25 protein-coding genes are annotated in these 15,135 nt (G+C 48.1%); 13 read left to right on the plus strand and 12 right to left on the minus strand.

What is annotated here, in order from left to right:
• Positions 1-11 precede the first annotated feature (11 nt).
• The 7 genes from EXIG_RS07015 to EXIG_RS07045 all read left to right on the plus strand — a co-directional run bounded on the left by EXIG_RS07015 (position 12) and on the right by EXIG_RS07045 (position 4,450).
• Positions 12-956 carry an ABC transporter permease gene (locus tag EXIG_RS07015; protein ID WP_012370238.1) on the plus strand — a complete coding sequence of 315 codons (945 nt, stop codon included), beginning with the start codon at positions 12-14 and terminating at the stop codon, positions 954-956.
• Positions 953-1,807: a nickel ABC transporter permease subunit NikC gene (nikC, locus tag EXIG_RS07020; protein WP_012370239.1), complete on the plus strand. Its 855-nt coding sequence runs from the start codon at positions 953-955 to the stop codon at positions 1,805-1,807. The genes EXIG_RS07015 and nikC overlap by 4 nt, the downstream gene beginning before the upstream one ends.
• Positions 1,808-1,821: 14 nt before the next feature.
• Positions 1,822-2,616 carry an ABC transporter ATP-binding protein gene (locus EXIG_RS07025; protein ID WP_012370240.1) on the plus strand — a complete coding sequence of 265 codons (795 nt, stop codon included), beginning with the start codon at positions 1,822-1,824 and terminating at the stop codon, positions 2,614-2,616.
• On the plus strand, positions 2,613-3,407 hold the full coding sequence (locus tag EXIG_RS07030; RefSeq protein WP_012370241.1) for an ABC transporter ATP-binding protein: 795 nt from the start codon (positions 2,613-2,615) through the stop codon (positions 3,405-3,407). The genes EXIG_RS07025 and EXIG_RS07030 overlap by 4 nt, the downstream gene beginning before the upstream one ends.
• A gap of 103 nt (positions 3,408-3,510) precedes the next feature.
• Positions 3,511-3,762 (plus strand): hypothetical protein, encoded by a 252-nt coding sequence (locus EXIG_RS07035; RefSeq protein ID WP_012370242.1) that lies wholly within the window; start codon positions 3,511-3,513, stop codon positions 3,760-3,762.
• A gap of 113 nt (positions 3,763-3,875) precedes the next feature.
• A complete protein-coding gene (locus EXIG_RS07040) occupies positions 3,876-4,091 on the plus strand; it encodes a helix-turn-helix transcriptional regulator (RefSeq protein WP_012370243.1) in 216 nt (71 codons plus the stop codon).
• Complete coding sequence (locus tag EXIG_RS07045; RefSeq protein ID WP_012370244.1) at positions 4,091-4,450, plus strand: hypothetical protein; 360 nt, start codon at positions 4,091-4,093, stop codon at positions 4,448-4,450. The genes EXIG_RS07040 and EXIG_RS07045 overlap by 1 nt, the downstream gene beginning before the upstream one ends.
• A 34-nt stretch (positions 4,451-4,484) precedes the next feature.
• On the opposite strand, the gene EXIG_RS07050 is transcribed toward EXIG_RS07045, so the two are convergent.
• From EXIG_RS07050 to EXIG_RS07065, 4 genes are all read right to left on the minus strand, one after another.
• Positions 4,485-4,856 (minus strand): hypothetical protein, encoded by a 372-nt coding sequence (locus EXIG_RS07050; protein ID WP_012370245.1) that lies wholly within the window; start codon positions 4,854-4,856, stop codon positions 4,485-4,487.
• Positions 4,857-4,875: 19 nt separating this feature from the next.
• Positions 4,876-5,301, minus strand: coding sequence for a MarR family winged helix-turn-helix transcriptional regulator (locus EXIG_RS07055; protein WP_012370246.1), 426 nt, complete (start codon positions 5,299-5,301; stop codon positions 4,876-4,878).
• 174 nt (positions 5,302-5,475) lie between these two features.
• Positions 5,476-5,697, minus strand: coding sequence for a PLD nuclease N-terminal domain-containing protein (locus tag EXIG_RS07060; protein ID WP_012370247.1), 222 nt, complete (start codon positions 5,695-5,697; stop codon positions 5,476-5,478).
• Positions 5,698-5,720: 23 nt separating this feature from the next.
• The gene (locus EXIG_RS07065; RefSeq protein ID WP_012370248.1) at positions 5,721-6,263 is read right to left on the minus strand and encodes a hypothetical protein; all 543 of its coding nucleotides are present in this window, start codon (positions 6,261-6,263) and stop codon (positions 5,721-5,723) included.
• A gap of 170 nt (positions 6,264-6,433) precedes the next feature.
• Between EXIG_RS07065 and EXIG_RS07070 the strand changes: the two genes are divergently transcribed.
• Both EXIG_RS07070 and EXIG_RS07075 read left to right on the plus strand, forming a co-directional pair.
• A complete protein-coding gene (locus tag EXIG_RS07070; protein WP_012370249.1) occupies positions 6,434-6,895 on the plus strand; it encodes a MarR family winged helix-turn-helix transcriptional regulator in 462 nt (153 codons plus the stop codon).
• Positions 6,896-6,900: 5 nt separating this feature from the next.
• Entirely contained in the window at positions 6,901-7,431 is a 531-nt protein-coding gene (locus tag EXIG_RS07075; RefSeq protein ID WP_012370250.1) for a GNAT family N-acetyltransferase, read from the plus strand.
• 84 nt (positions 7,432-7,515) lie between these two features.
• Here EXIG_RS07075 and EXIG_RS07080 read toward each other — a convergent pair whose 3' ends face one another.
• From EXIG_RS07080 to EXIG_RS07105, 6 genes are all read right to left on the minus strand, one after another.
• Entirely contained in the window at positions 7,516-8,220 is a 705-nt protein-coding gene (locus EXIG_RS07080) for an SDR family NAD(P)-dependent oxidoreductase (RefSeq protein WP_012370251.1), read from the minus strand.
• A 27-nt stretch (positions 8,221-8,247) separates the two neighbouring features.
• On the minus strand, positions 8,248-8,769 hold the full coding sequence (locus tag EXIG_RS07085) for an NAD(P)H-dependent oxidoreductase (protein WP_012370252.1): 522 nt from the start codon (positions 8,767-8,769) through the stop codon (positions 8,248-8,250).
• A gap of 61 nt (positions 8,770-8,830) precedes the next feature.
• Positions 8,831-9,268 (minus strand): MarR family winged helix-turn-helix transcriptional regulator, encoded by a 438-nt coding sequence (locus EXIG_RS07090; RefSeq protein WP_012370253.1) that lies wholly within the window; start codon positions 9,266-9,268, stop codon positions 8,831-8,833.
• A 56-nt stretch (positions 9,269-9,324) separates the two neighbouring features.
• Positions 9,325-9,825, minus strand: coding sequence for a DinB family protein (locus tag EXIG_RS07095; RefSeq protein ID WP_012370254.1), 501 nt, complete (start codon positions 9,823-9,825; stop codon positions 9,325-9,327).
• A gap of 113 nt (positions 9,826-9,938) precedes the next feature.
• Positions 9,939-11,174 (minus strand): MFS transporter, encoded by a 1,236-nt coding sequence (locus tag EXIG_RS07100; protein ID WP_012370255.1) that lies wholly within the window; start codon positions 11,172-11,174, stop codon positions 9,939-9,941.
• Between the two features lie 128 nt (positions 11,175-11,302).
• Positions 11,303-11,590, minus strand: a complete 288-nt coding sequence (locus tag EXIG_RS07105; RefSeq protein ID WP_012370256.1) for a hypothetical protein — start codon at positions 11,588-11,590, stop codon at positions 11,303-11,305.
• A 166-nt stretch (positions 11,591-11,756) separates the two neighbouring features.
• Between EXIG_RS07105 and EXIG_RS07110 the strand changes: the two genes are divergently transcribed.
• Complete coding sequence (locus EXIG_RS07110) at positions 11,757-12,302, plus strand: GNAT family N-acetyltransferase (protein ID WP_012370257.1); 546 nt, start codon at positions 11,757-11,759, stop codon at positions 12,300-12,302.
• Positions 12,303-12,365: 63 nt separating this feature from the next.
• On the opposite strand, the gene EXIG_RS07115 is transcribed toward EXIG_RS07110, so the two are convergent.
• Complete coding sequence (locus EXIG_RS07115; RefSeq protein WP_012370258.1) at positions 12,366-12,599, minus strand: hypothetical protein; 234 nt, start codon at positions 12,597-12,599, stop codon at positions 12,366-12,368.
• 26 nt (positions 12,600-12,625) lie between these two features.
• Entirely contained in the window at positions 12,626-13,750 is a 1,125-nt protein-coding gene (locus EXIG_RS07120; protein WP_012370259.1) for a GGDEF domain-containing protein, read from the minus strand.
• A 158-nt stretch (positions 13,751-13,908) separates the two neighbouring features.
• Between EXIG_RS07120 and EXIG_RS07125 the strand changes: the two genes are divergently transcribed.
• The 3 genes from EXIG_RS07125 to arr all read left to right on the plus strand — a co-directional run bounded on the left by EXIG_RS07125 (position 13,909) and on the right by arr (position 15,015).
• Positions 13,909-14,163: a type II toxin-antitoxin system Phd/YefM family antitoxin gene (locus EXIG_RS07125; RefSeq protein ID WP_012370260.1), complete on the plus strand. Its 255-nt coding sequence runs from the start codon at positions 13,909-13,911 to the stop codon at positions 14,161-14,163.
• Entirely contained in the window at positions 14,156-14,422 is a 267-nt protein-coding gene (locus EXIG_RS07130; RefSeq protein ID WP_041261583.1) for a Txe/YoeB family addiction module toxin, read from the plus strand. The genes EXIG_RS07125 and EXIG_RS07130 overlap by 8 nt, the downstream gene beginning before the upstream one ends.
• 176 nt (positions 14,423-14,598) lie before the next feature.
• Positions 14,599-15,015: an NAD(+)--rifampin ADP-ribosyltransferase gene (gene arr / locus EXIG_RS07135; RefSeq protein ID WP_012370261.1), complete on the plus strand. Its 417-nt coding sequence runs from the start codon at positions 14,599-14,601 to the stop codon at positions 15,013-15,015.
• Positions 15,016-15,135 lie beyond the last annotated feature (120 nt).

Raw genomic sequence — 15,135 nt, forward strand, 5'->3', positions numbered from 1 at the left:
AGGTGTACGGAATGGGCGTCTATATTCTGAAACGGGTCGGGTCGGTCATTCCGATCCTGCTCCTCGCTATTTTATTACTGACGGTGATGATTCATTTGTCACCGGTTGATCCGGCAGAAGCGTATCTGTCTGCCGCCCACATCCAACCGACGGAAGAGGTGCTCGCGCAAAAGCGGGCCGAGTTCGGACTCGATCAGTCGTTTTTGACCCAGTACGTGACGACCGTCGTCCGGCTGGCCAGTTTTGATTTCGGAACATCGTACGTTTCCGGAAAACCGGTCCTCGACGAAGTGTTGCTCCGTCTGCCGGCGACCGTCCAGCTGGCGCTGTCGAGTCTGTTGCTCGCGATTTTTGTCAGTATCCCGCTCGGCTTTCTCGCAGGAATTCGAAAGAATGGTTTTTTTGACCAATTGAGCCGGGGGATTGCCTTCATCGGTGCGTCGATTCCGTCATTTTGGCTTGGCTACCTGCTGATTTTCTTTTTTTCCGTCCAGCTTGATTTATTACCGGTCGGCGGAATTGGCAGTCCAAGTCACGTCATTTTGCCGGCGATCACGCTGGCGTTGCCGCTGATTGCCCTTTATACCCGGCTGTTACGGACGAGTGTCATTGAGACGATGCGCGAACCGTACGTCCTATTTGCCCGGACACGCGGCATCCGGGAAACGATCATTTTAGGAAAACATGTCTTGCGGGTCGCGATACCGCCAATGTTGACCGGACTCGGGATGAATCTCGGGAAACTGTTGACGGGAACGATCATCGTCGAGACCGTCTTCTCGTGGCCGGGATTCGGCCGTTATTTTATTGAAGCGATTTTTGACCGCGATATGCCGATCATTCAAGGCTACGTCTTCCTCGCCGCCTTGCTGTTTATCGGTAGCAGTCTGTTCGTTGATTTATTGCAACTGGCAATCGATCCACGGATTGCCCGGAAAGGAGGGAACAGACGATGAATGTTCCGCTTGGACGACCGCGTCTGCTCGACCGCCTGTCGAATCAACGGCTGATTTTGATCGGCTGTTCCGTATTTTTAGGGCTGTTGTTTCTCGCGGCTCTGGCTGCACCGTGGCTTGCCCCTCATGATCCGTATCTCGTCAATCTGGCGGTCAAACTGCAGGAGCCGTCCTGGACGTATCCGCTCGGAACCGATCATCTCGGACGCTGTACGTTGTCGCGACTGTTGCACGGTGCCCGGGTGTCGCTCGGATTTGCCGTCCTGATTTTTGCCTCGTCATTGTTGATCGGTTTATTAATCGGGACGCTGGCCGGCTACATCGGCGGCTGGGTCGACCAACTGCTGATGCGGTTTTGTGACGGCGTGATGGCATTTCCGAGTCTGATTCTCGTCCTCGGTCTCGTCGGGATTTTTGGACCGGGACTGAAACAGGTCATCGTCGCCTTAATGCTCGTCCAGTGGGTCTACTACGCCCGGATGTTCCGGGGGTTGATCATGACGCTGAAGGAAAAAAACTTCATTGCCGCGGCGCGTGTCAACGGCTCCTCGCACTGGAAAATCTTCCGGACGCATCTGTTGCCGAACATTCTGCCCCCGCTGCTTGTCATCGGGACACTTGAGATGGGCTGGGCGATCATGGACATCTCGGCGATGTCGTTTCTCGGACTTGGTGTTCAATCGCCGGGAGCCGAATGGGGAGCGATGATTCACGAAGGTAAATCATATATCCGGACGAATCCGGAACTGATGATTTATCCCGGTCTGCTGATCATGCTCGTCATTGCGAGCTTTAATCTGCTCGGGGAATCATTATCGGAACGGTTCGGAGTGACCAAACAAACGAAATGAAAGGAGAGACTCGGATGAAACCTGTATTATCCGTCGAACACTTGACGATCGAAACGACGAACGGTCAGCCGCTCGTCCGTGATCTTTCTTTTTCACTGGCAGCCGGACAAATCGTCGGTCTGGTCGGGGAGAGCGGTTGCGGTAAGACGGTGACGAGTCTGGCTCTCCTCCGTCTGCTCGACGAAAAGGTCATCCGTCAGTCTGGACGGATTGTGCTCGATGCGACCGATTTGATGACATTGTCCGACCGCACGCTCCGGCGTGTCCGCGGCGGGAAGATTGCCTTCATCATGCAAAATCCAATGAGTGCCTTCACACCGGTCTATACAATTGGTCATCAATTAATGGAGACAATCCGGACGCACGACCGGTGCAGTAAACGTGAAGCGAAAGAGCGGGCGATTGAAGCGCTGCTTGAAGTCAATCTTGAACAGACGGACCGGATTTTAAAAGCCTATCCGTTTGAACTGAGTGGCGGCATGCTGCAACGGGTCATGATTGCACTCGCCGCCTGTCTGCGGCCGCATGTCCTGATTGCCGACGAACCGACGACGGCGCTTGACGTCTACAATCAAAAGCTCGTCCTGTATTATCTCGAGAAAGTCCGGGCTACCTATGACACGGCGATTCTCTTAATCTCGCACGACTTAAGTGTTATCGCTGAGATGGCGGACCATGTCCTCGTCATGCGGGACGGCGAAATCGTCGAACAGGCGGATGTCTTTGACCTGTTCGACCAGCCGAGTCACCCGTATACCCGGCAACTGTTGACACAACACGGAATTCAGGCAGGAGGGATGAAGGCATGAGCCTGTTGCAGCTGGAGCACGTCTCCCACCGCTACGGCAATCAACGGTTTTTGGCGCGCCAGGCGGAGCAGACGGTCTTGCAGGACGTTTCACTGACGCTTGAAGCCGGAACGTGTCTTGGTTTACTCGGTCGCAGCGGTGCCGGAAAAAGTACGCTCGGACGGATTTTACTCGGACTCGAGCGTCCGAAAGCAGGACGGGTACTGTTTAACGGACAAGACATTTACGACGCGGCGTCAAAGGATTTCCGGAAAGACATCCAGGTCGTCTTTCAGGATTCGTTTGCGGCCGTCAATCCGAAGCTGACGGCGGGACAGATCATCGCCGAACCGTTGACGAATTTCCTCGGGTTGTCACCCGATGCATTAGACGAACGGTTAGGCGGACTGATGACACAGGTCGGTTTATCAAAAACGGATTTAACGAAGTATCCGAATCAGTTCAGCGGCGGTCAGTTGCAACGGATCTGTATCGCCCGGGCGATCGCGACGAATCCGAAGCTGATTATCCTCGATGAAGCCGTCAGCAGTCTCGACATGGTCAATAAAGCGCTGATTCTCGACTTATTGCGGAATTTAAAAGAGACGCTTGGTCTTGCCTATGTCTTCATCACGCATGATGTGCAGGCGGCGCAAGCGCTGAGCGACCGGTTCATGATTCTCGATCAAGGTCAGCTGGTCGGTGACTACCCGACGCTCCGGTCGTTTTCGGAAGCGACGGATGAGCACGTTCAGGCAATCCGTCAGGCCGTCCTCGCCATTCATCCACGGGACCGGACGATTCGAAAGTAACACCTCCTTCCATCGGGCAGGAGGTGTTTTTATTTTTTTAATTATCAGGTAAATAATGGATTAAATTGGTATCGTTAACAAAAGTGGAGAAGGAGCGTTTAAAATGAACAAACACTATCTGTTGGGAACACTTGCGGTAGCAATCGGGATTGTCATGCTGTTTGTCATTAAACTGTTTGGAACGTATATGACTTTAACACAGGAAACATCGGCCCAGGGTCTAGCGGCGTTTGGTTTGATCTACTATCCAATGGCCTTTTTCGTAATGGCTGCTTTATTTTATATTGCCGGCTGGTGGAAACAGGATCTGAAAAAACAACAGGAAACTGTTGGTCAACCGGTTAAATCTTCTTGAGTGCCAACCATTCAGTCCATGGGGATTGAGTGGTTTTTCTTTTATCCTGCTTGTAAAGGAAACTTGACACTCGAATGTAAGTTACCTATTATTGGAATTGAGGGGTGACTGGGATGAAAAACAGAATGAAGGGGTTACGGGAAGCCCGTCAGTGGTCACAGGGGCAGCTTGCAGAAGCACTTGGTGTATCAAGACAGACCGTCATTTCAATTGAAAAAGAGCGCTATAATCCATCGCTCGAACTGGCTTTTTCAATCGCTGCGTTGTTTGATTGCCCGATTGAAGAGATTTTTGTGCCCGATTCAAAGAAAAAAGGAGAAGATGCCTGATGAAACACATGCCGATGATCAATCGTTTACTGTTCGCGGTTCTGCTGATATACGGAGGGTATCTGACGCTGTTCGACGGACCCAGTCCGTACAGTATCATCCTTATGCTGGTCGGAATCAGTCAACTGGCAGTCGATTTAGTTTTCCCGGCTGCTGAAACGTATGACGAACGGCAGGAAAAAATTAAGATGAAAAGTGGTCAACTCTCGTATGTCTTGAGTATCGTCTACGTTTTTATAGTGCTGACACTCGTCCAGTGGAAAGTCGTCGACGACATCATGACAGCGTTGTTGTGTGTGCTGTTCATTCAGGTGATGACGTTCCCGGTGACGCTGTTTATTTACAATCGGCGCAGCTGACAACAAAAAAAGAACAGGTCAAGCGACCTGTTCTTTAGTAATATTCGGACAGCTGTTCTCTTGATTCTTCCGTTAAGTAGCCGAGTGATAAAAAACTTTTGACGAATCGGGAAGGACCGACATTCGACTCGGGTTCGACGGTCCATGTAGCGTCCTTTACCTGCTCCAGAACTTCGATGTCAGCTGCCTGCATCTTGACGAAATCGAAGTCAAGCGCAACGGTATCGGTTTCGTCCCACGGCAGTTCATTCGAGGAGCGGGTATCATGGATCGTCTTGAACAGCCGGTCACTCGGCGGCTCGAACTCGAATTGTAAGTAATCTCCGCCCGTATCCTTGACGGAAAGTCCGCCGCGGGCAACGATGGCCGGTAAAAAGCGACGGTGTGTCAAATGTCTGAGAATCATCAGAACAGCTCCTTCCTGATTAGATATGATTGTTTTGCATCTTATGGAGCAGACGGTCAAACGACTCATGCTCGTCCATCGTAAACTGTTTAAAGTACTGTTCGTGAATGACTTCGACGACAGGAGCGGATTCCTCGACGATCGTCTCGCCTGACGGTGTCAGGACCAGCCGTTTTTCACGGTCAATCCGTTTACGGGTGATGAGGTGAAGGTCAAATAGTTTTTTTAAGGTTTGAGAGATGGCCCCACTCGACAGTTCAAGTGTCGTCTCAAGTGATTTTTGTGTCGCACTTTGTTCCCGGTATAGTGTATCGAGCATATCGAACTGTGATTTCGATAAGCCCCAATCCTTCAGGACCGCGTTGACTTCCTTCATATAGCGGTGATGCAGTTTTTGGATGGCCTGCCAATGACGGTAGGATGGAGTAGACAGGTGTGAAGTCATCAGATCCCTCTTTTCTGTCACCGTGTAAACGGTAAAATAATGAGAAACGCCGTTTTTATCAAGCGTTTTCATATATTCAAATTAACACAAAATCGATCGTTCTCCTATCACTTGCGCCTGACAAAAAAGCTTCCTTCAGTAGACCCGATCAACCGGGCGGACGAAGGAAGCTTTTTAATTAGCACGTGATGTTATTTTCGGTGGCGGGACATGCCGTCCCCATATCAAATAACCAATTGGTCCGAGATAATTAACGAGAAAAATCAGGATGCCCCAGATCCATTTGGGACCGCGTGTCTTCGGACGTTTCCATAAGTCGCAATAGGCCGTGACCATTAAAAAGAATCCAAGCAGATGGATGACATTGTTGAACCACTTTCGGTTGATTAGATCCAAACCAGTTACCTCCTGAGCAATGATTAGCTAACAAATAATCGGTCATGAAAATTTTTCAAAATCAACCGATCCTGTTCAATCGTAAAGCCGTATCGGGTGAAGCATTCGGCAGAGACGCGGCCGTCGTAAGAAATGGCGGTAAAGTCTCCGCTGACCCGGTAATGGGTGTATTGATGTTGAATATCGTGAATCAGGGACTCGAGCAATAAACCGCGTTCCCCAAGACCTTCTTCCCGCACATGGATATCGAGCAAGCTGAATTCAGCAAATTCGCTCGAGCCGTACAGACGCGACGAGAGATGTTGAATCGTCATATGGGACCGTTTGGATAAAACCGTTTTATGCGTATGACGATTTTCCAGTAACGTGACGTAGTAACTGAATAGTGGCACATGAATGTTGCGTGTCACTTGGACGATCTGTTGTTGATTATTGTAAGCAAGACCGACGAGTTGTTCGTTCGGATGCTGTTGAATATGAATGGATCGTTTGGCACAGACGGTTTGCCATTCCTGCTCCGGAATCCACGACAATTCAGGGGTCCGGGTTGTTCTAAAGAATTTCACGGGGTAGGTAGATCCTCCTTTAAATGAATAGATGGTTTTAATATACACTTTTTGTCAAATGGAGAAAAGAGTTTTTTAACAAAATCATACAATTGAAAATTTGTTGCATTTGCAACAAAAAATAATATAATAAAACTATATAATTTTTTAAACAAAGAACAGGGGACGATATGGGAGAACTATTACGTGAGATTGGAATGATTGCGCGAGCACTTGATTCCATCAGCAATGTGGAATTTAAAGAGTTGGAACTGACAAAAGGACAATACATTTATCTTGTCCGGATTTGTGAGCATCCGGGTATCATTCAAGAAAAACTTGCTGAACTGATTCTTGTGGACCGGACGACGGCAGCCCGGTCGATTCAAAAATTAGAAAAAGCCGGATTCATCGAAAAACGGGCGGATGTCGTGAACAAAAAAATCAAGAAATTGTATCCGACTGAAAAAGGACTGGCGACATGCCCGGTAATCCTTCAGGAGCATGCGTATTCGAAGCGCGTTGCTCTGGCTGGTCTGAGTGAAGAGGAACAGACGCAGTTACACCAGTTGACGAAGCGGGTTCGTAAAAATATCGAACAGGAGTGGGACTTCGTCAAAAAAGGCGGAATACGAAATTATTTGGAGGAGTGAACAGAATGACACAAACGATTGAGTTTGTCCGCTGTGACGTCAAAGATGTTGAAGCATTGCAAGCAATTAGTGTGGAAACATTTACGGATACATTCGGATCTGAGAATGATCCGCAGCACCTCGAGGATTATCTCAAACAATCCTACGGACGCGAAAAATTGATACAGGAGCTGGAACGTCAGGATTCCTTTTTCTTTTTCATCAAAAGTAACGAGGAGATTGCCGGTTATTTAAAGCTGAATGTCGGTGCTGCTCAAACTGAACCGATGGAAGGAAACACATTGGAACTTGAACGGATTTACATTCGTTCGGCGTACCAGGGAACAGGTCTTGGGAAGCGATTGCTGGAAAAAACTCTGGAGATTGCTCAGGGGCAGGGGATGGACCAGGTCTGGTTAGGGGTATGGGAAGAAAATCATCATGCGATTCGTTTTTATCAACGTTTCGATTTTGTAAAGACAGGGGCACACTCTTTCTTCATGGGAGAAGATGAACAAGTGGATTGGATCATGACGAAGACGCTTGAAGCGGAATGAGGAACAGTAAGACCTAAAACCTCCCGGATATGAGATCGGGAGGTTTTAGTGTATAACAGAGCGATTCTTTCCATTCGAAACTTTTTACCAAGGCATAATTCCTTGATCATTCAGGATTTTTCCGTTGTAATTCGTTTCATCAAGCGCATAGCGGACGATGACGGCAGCTCCTTCGGCTGTCGTCTTGCCTCCGGGCGCATTGCCGTTCAGGTCTGTACTCGTGAATCCGGGTGTTACACCGAAAATCTCTGGTCCGTTCTCCTGAAACTGTGTGCCGAGTGACAACGTGATGGCATTGAGGGCAGTCTTTGACGAATTGTAACCTAACACGTTGAGCGGATGAATCCGTCCTTCGGCAAACGAAGTCTGAGATGACATATCCGTCGTGACATTGATGATTTTTCCATTTGATAACAAAGGATAAAACGTTTGTGTCACTTGGAACGTCCCGAAATAATTGACGTCAAAGATTTGACGCAAGACATCGACGTCGACGGTAATCGGTGTCTGTCCGAAATCAAGGGCGATGCCTGCATTGTTGATCAACAGATTCAATCGGTCTGTCACAGCAAGAATCTGTTGTTTGGCGTGTTCGATTGATGCCGGATCCGTTACGTCGAGTTGAACGAAAGTGACTTTGTCCGAGGCAAGGGAGGCGACGGCCGATTGACCGTTCGCTTCATCGCGTGCTGCTAAAAAGACATGATAGTCCTGCTCTGCCAATTGACGGACGATTTCAAGTCCGATTCCTTTGTTGGCACCGGTGACGAGCGCATACTGTGTGGACATGGTGAAAACTCCTTTTTCTGTTGGAGTTTATTTTTTGACTTGCGCGACGAGCTGTACAGCACTTTCTGCGACTTGTTCCGGGGACAGGAACCGGACGCCCTGTTCGATAAAGGACGGCAGGAATTGCATCCCTGTCAGATTCGACATCGCCTGGAAGGGGCGTGTCAACTCACTCATGCTGTAGCGGTTATGTCCGCCGGCTTGATAGGCTTCCGCCGGACCGCCTGTCGAGATGGCAAGCATAAACTCTTTTCCGTTTAGCTTCGTCCCGCCAGGACCGTATGCCCAGCCGAACGAAAGCACTTCGTCCTGCCATTTTTTCAAAAGTGACGGACTGCTGTACCAGTAAAACGGAAACTGAAAGACGATCCGGTCGTGTGCAAGCAGCAACGCCTGTTCTTTTTCGACGTCGATCACTTCATCTGGATAACTCGCGTAGAGATCATGGACCGTTCCTTCCACCTCTTTCGACAATTGTTCTCGCCATGCCTTGTTGACGACGGAAGTTTCAAGATTCGGGTGAGCGACGATGATTAATGTTTTTTTCATATTCAGGCTCCTTCTAAGTAAATTTCGTTTGTATATGCAAATGAAAGGTCAAAAAAAAGAACTAGAGTTCTTTTTCTAATGTATTACTCGCTTCATGTAACGTCTTACTTAAGTCTTTGCTGAACTCTTTACCGAGAATATCCGAGTAGGCCTGGAAAAATTCCTTTAACGAAAGCCGGAATCGGCGATAAATCTCTTCCCCTTCAGGCGTCAAGGAAATCAGCGACTGTTTTCCGTCCATTTCACGTAGGACAAGACCTTTTTTCTCGAGCTTATCGATAAATCGGGTACTCGTCGACGGTGCGATCGATAACTCCTGGCACAACTCTTTTTGAGTAATCCGCGGACGGAATTTAACGATCATGATCAGATAGAGATAGGAGGGGGCCAAGTCATCAAGGTCAAACGACTTCTCCGCCATCTTCGTGATATTTCGCGCGAAGCGACTGGCTGTAAAGTAAAGACAATGGATTAACACCTCTTCCTCTTCGGAACGCATCGAAAATCAACTCCTTTCATTTGCATATACAAATTAACATATTGAAAAGCCTGTCGTCAATCCGGAAGAACCTGTTCCAATTCTTTTTTCTGCCGGAAGTGGTGCCGGGTATGCATTTCAATCAGTTGATACCATTCCTGCGCATTCAACCAGCCAAAACCGCCATGTCTTGATTTCCGTTGCGGTTCGATTTGACCGAGCTGCTGCGACCAGTCTTCCATCCGTTTAACAAGTTCAAGCAGACGCTGTTTTAAGCGATCCCGGCTGTCCGTATTGTCCGGCGGGGCATTCATCTCGTCCGGCAGTCTGATTTTGATCGGTGGGAAAGCCTGCTGGCGGAATAATTCTTCGCCAAACGGTGTTTTACCGTCCGCTGTATCGGTCGTCAGTGAAGCACAGTTTCCGACTTCGTCCAGGTATTCGTGGGCGACAAGTAAAATATGGTCATACATTTGACCGAGCGACCAGACGCCGGGTTGCGAAATGTGATGAATCTGATCTTCCGTATACCGGTCCAGTTCCTGATACAGGTGTAACAGGCAGTCGATTCCCGTCACATCAATCCCTCCTTCAGCAGATATCCATTTTCTTGACTATAGCATGTCCGGCCGGCGTCTGGGCGACTAAAAAACAGGACCATAAGGAATCATTCCTCATGGTCCTGTCCGGTTCAGGATACTTTGGCTTCGTCGTCGACCGTCATCGTATACAACTCCTGTTTGGAACGTTGAAAGACGACTGGGAACGTAATCAGACCAAGCACCAGGAAACCAAGCGAAAAGACGATATAGGTCGAGCGGATCGAGAACGTTTCAGCGAGCAGACCAATCGATAACGTCAGTCCGATGATGAGAATCGACTCTGCGACGTTGATGACGCCGGAGAATCGACCCATGATCGAAACGGGGACATTGTTTTGATAAAACGACAAAAACCCGGTATTCGCGAACGATAACGCAAACGTCAGCAGGAAAAAGCCGAGTGCTGCGATGACAAAATCGGTTGACGTCGCAAAAATGAGGTAGCCGACCGGTGTCGCGATGGCTCCGAAGCCGATCAGGAATCGTAAACTGAGCCATTTCGTACACGTCGCGTTAATGACGGAACCGGCAATGATACCGAGCCCGGCGATACTGACGAGAAAGCCGTACGTACTCTCGGAAAAATCAAGGACGCGGGTCGCAAACGTCGCTTCCAGTGAATCGAGACCGGACATGAAAATCGTCATCACACAGAACAGGGCATATACGAGCGTGATGTAGCGGTGTTTGTGCGCATACCGTAACGTTTCTTTCCAGTCTGCGACGATCATAGCGAAACTGAGCCGTTCGGCACCGGTGATTGTCGTTTGTTTTTCGATGTCCGGCAAGGAAAACAGGATCAGAGCCGACAGACCGAGAGCACCGGCATTCAGATAGATGGCGAACGTCGGCGATCCGACGAGGAACAAGAGACCGGCAATTGTCGGCCCAAGAATGAAGCCGCACGATTGGATGAAATTTTTTAAGGCATTAAACCGTTGGCGGTTAGTTTTCGAGACGAGTTTTGTCATATAGATGAGGGAAGCCGATTCAAACAACGAGCTGCCGATATTGATGAAGAAAACCAGTGCATACAGGACGAATAACGAATCGATCCACGGTAAGACGGCAATCAGGACGGCCCGGGATACATCAAGCAGCACCATCAGATTCCGCTTATCGACGCGATCGATGACCGTACCGGACCAAAAACTCGATAACAGGGCAGCGATCGGGACAAGCATGTAGAGAATCGAGACGGCGAACGCTGAATTCGTCCGTTCGAGGACAATCAGGTTCAGGGCGATGAAATAGACCCACGCCCCGAGATTGGAGATGCCGACGCTTGATAACAATAGAGCAGGGTGTTTCCACATTCCATGCATACATCATCATCCCCTAAATGTTTTTTGAATATATAGAAATTTATTACAGTTGATACTACGGGAAGCAAAGTAAGAAAGCAAGAAGAAAATGGAAAAAGCCATCCGGAAGATGGCTCGAGTAAAATCTGTTACGTGAGAAAATAGTCGAGTGTCGCGAATAAGCTCGTTAACAAAAAACAAATCAGCAACAGGGCGGATAAAACGATTAGGTCGAGGTGCCGGCGAAGCCCGTTCGCAAAAATAAAGAACAGGGTCCAGTAGCCGACAAATAAAGTGAGAATGACAGCAAGGACAGGCGCCGCAAGCGGCAACGATCCTGCGATACCGGCTCGAAAGGGTGGACTCGTGATGGCATAAAAGGCGAAAACGAATGTAGGAAGAGCGCCGAGGTAAAGGAGCCATTTAGGGAATTTCATAGAGAACATTACTCCTTTTTGAATACAGCTAGAATACATCCAATTATAAAGGACGGAAATTGTAAATGAAACGTAAAAAATTGTAAGAAAGTGTCATTTTTGATTTGACATCGTGTATAGTGAATGAAAAGTGAATCCGATACAATCGAAAAGGAGCCATCTGATTATGAATTTAACGGTTAAGCCTGTCTTGACAGGAAAATCGGTCATCCTCCGACCTTTTGAGACGGCAGATCTTCCAATAATCGAACAGTGTTTGCGCGATCCTGAAGTCCTTCAACTGACCGGAAGTGAAGCGGATTTTGACCGGGAGACACTTAAAACCTGGTATGGAACGAGACATGACCAGCCGGACCGTCTGGATTTGGCAGTCGTCGACAAAGCAACTGGAACGCTCGTCGGTGAGGTTGTCGTCAATGAGTATCAGTCAAGCGACCACAGCATGAACTTCCGGATTCTGATTGGGGAAGCCGGCAGAAACCGCGGGCTTGGAACGGAAGCGACCCGGTTGCTGATGGATTACCTGTTTCGGCAGACATCGCTTGCCCGCTTGACGTTAAGCGTTTTTGACTTTAATCCACGGGCGCGGCACGTCTATGAAAAATTGGGTTTTCAAGTGTCCGGTGTAGAAGAGGACGATTTCGAAGTTGACGGACGACGAGTCGAGTCGATTCTGATGGTCTTGACGCGGGAACGTTATTTAGAGCAGTGAATGAACAACAGCCCGGTCTTTCTCCTGAACAAGCGGAGAAACCGGGCTGTTGTTTGATTTGCGTTATTTTTGTTCGGACTTGCGTGCTTCTTCTTCTTCTTCGGCCCAGTTAAAACTTAAATCGACCCGTCTGCCAATAAACGAACGTAAAAATAAGACGAATGTTACTGCTGGCAAGATCCACCATGCAGAATCGATCGCACCGAAGTATTGGATCACATATATCCACATGAACAGGCTACTGACAAAAAGAATCGTTTCCGAAGTCGTGATGAATTCCCGTTTTGGTTCGTACATTAAGTAAAACCTCCAATAGTATGTAGTTAAATCCTTGTTTCCGTTGAGGAGTGTGACGCAGCAATACTCTGCTGATCGAGTTGATTAAACAGAATCGTCCGATTTCGCCCCTGTTGTTTAGCGGTGTATAAGGCTTCGTCCGCGAGTCCGTTCATGTGCTGGATGTGAATCTGTTTTCCGTGAGCAATTCCGATCGAAGCCGTGACGGTGATGTCGGGAAATCCGTCCAGTTGGAACCGTTCATGTGCAATCCGTTCACGGATCCGGTTTGCGACCTTGATTATTTTGGATGGAGTCAGGTCATAAATCAGAATCATGAATTCCTCTCCGCCAATCCGTACCGTGATATCGTGGGGACGCGTTTCTTCCATCAGGATGTTTGCGAACTGTTGCAATACGAAATCCCCGTTTCCGTGACCGTATGTATCGTTGACATGCTTAAAGTGGTCGATATCGAGGGCGAGTACGTTGTAAATGCGGCCTTCCTGTTCCAAACCGGCTGTGCGCGTATCCCAGACACGCCGGTTGTAGAGTCCGGTCAGATGATCACGTTCGGATGACTGTTTGTATAGTTCGACTTGACGGTTCAATGTTTGGAAATCAAGCGTCAGCATACTCGACAGGACACCGACGGCAAGACCGATCGTCCAGGTCGCAAGTAACAAACGAAGCGAGGCATCGTTAAAGCCTAAATTAATCAGAACGGCGAACGTAATCATCAACAGCGCCCAAACGTTGAGGGCGAGATTCTGACGAAACGGCCGATTCAAGAGCTGGCGATGAATCCAAATCATCCCGGTACTGATCGCAATGATGGAGACGAACGCAATAAACGCTTGGGGCGTGACGCCAAATAAAAACCGCGAACCGGCGATGATCAACGTGGCGACGACAAGCGGGAAACGGTTGCCGTAAAAAGCGAGCAGGACGAGCGGCAAATGACGTAAGTCCATCCGTAACGAGTCATTGACCTGGATGCCCTTGAACATCAGTACGACACCAAGTAAACCGGTCGCAAGACCAATGATCAACGACTTAACGGCATAGGATGAAAATCGGGTGGAATGGATGATTTTTGAAATGATGTAAAACCCGGTGAACGCGATACAGGCGTTGACGAGCAGCTCGACGATGAATATGATTTTCCACATCCTTGACCGTGATACTTTTACGATACCATGCTGACAAAAGTTGTCAATCAGGAAGAAATCTGGGCTTTCGATTGTGAAAGAAATCAGAAACAAAGATTAAGTAGTTGTACGAAATCATTTACAATAAAAATAGAGAAAACAAGTAGGGAGGAACTAACATGTCGATTGTCATATACAGTGATGCCCGTAAAAATTTTAAACAGATTTTAGATCAAGTGCATGATGATAAGGAAGCAGTCATCATTTCACGAAAAAATAACGAAAATGCCGTGTTACTTTCTGAAGAAGAATACAATCGTTTGATGGAGACCATCTATTTAATGCGAAGTCCTCAAAATTCAGTCCGTCTACTGGAGTCAATTGACCAGCTCCAACAAGAAAAGTTGACAGAAAGAACGTTGATTGATGAGTAAGGTCCGTCTACTTTTTACGGATCATGGATGGGAAGACTATCTGTATTCGCAACGGGAAGACAGAAAAAAGCTAAAACGGATCAATACGCTGATTGAAGACGTAAAACGAAACGGCAATTTAACTGGCATTGGTAAACCGGAAGCATTAAAAGGAAATTTACAAGGCTTTTACAGCCGGCGAATTGACTCGGAACATCGCCTCGTTTACAGGTCGACGAGTGAACAGGTGGAAATCCTTCAATGCCGTTATCATTATTAAACGAAAACTCCCGAACGAAACGCACCGCTCCTTATGGAACGCAACGTATATTCGGGAGTTTTTTGTTCTTCTCTACTCGAATTATACCGCGAATCGCTAGACGGAAACAGACTACTTTTACAGTTCGTTCTGCCCTACACTACTAACAAGACTACTGAAAAAGGACGTGAACAGTAATGACCGGACAAATCAAAGTGCTCGACCAAGGACCGTTTCTGCACGGGACGAAAGCCGTTTTGCAGGTCGGCGATCAATTGACACCCGATTATCAATCGAACTATCAGGAGAAACGGTCAAATTATATCTATTTCACGGCAACACTTGAAGCTGCGAAGTGGGGAGCCGAGCTTGCCAAAGGTGACGGCATGGAACGGATTTATCTCGTCGAACCGCTCGGGACGTTCGAAAATGATCCAAACTTGACCGATCAGCGGTTTCCCGGTAATCCAACACGGTCCTACCGGTCGAAGGAGCCGCTTCTCATCGTCGCGAAGCTTGCTGTTTGGGAACGGCACTCGAATGAAATGATTCAGCAAATGAAGGATTCCCTAGCCCGGTTAGCGAAAGAAGGGAAAAATGTCATTTTGGATTGAACCAGACAAATGAAGATATGAAGCAATTGGAGCTCTTGATTCAAGCCGTTAAATATGACAGATTGCTTCATTGCGAATGACACATGACCTTGTTACAGGAAACTAAAAAAAACATATCTT

The organism is Exiguobacterium artemiae 255-15 (assembly GCF_000019905.1).
GTDB classification, from domain to species: Bacteria; Bacillota; Bacilli; order Exiguobacteriales; family Exiguobacteriaceae; genus Exiguobacterium_A; species Exiguobacterium_A artemiae.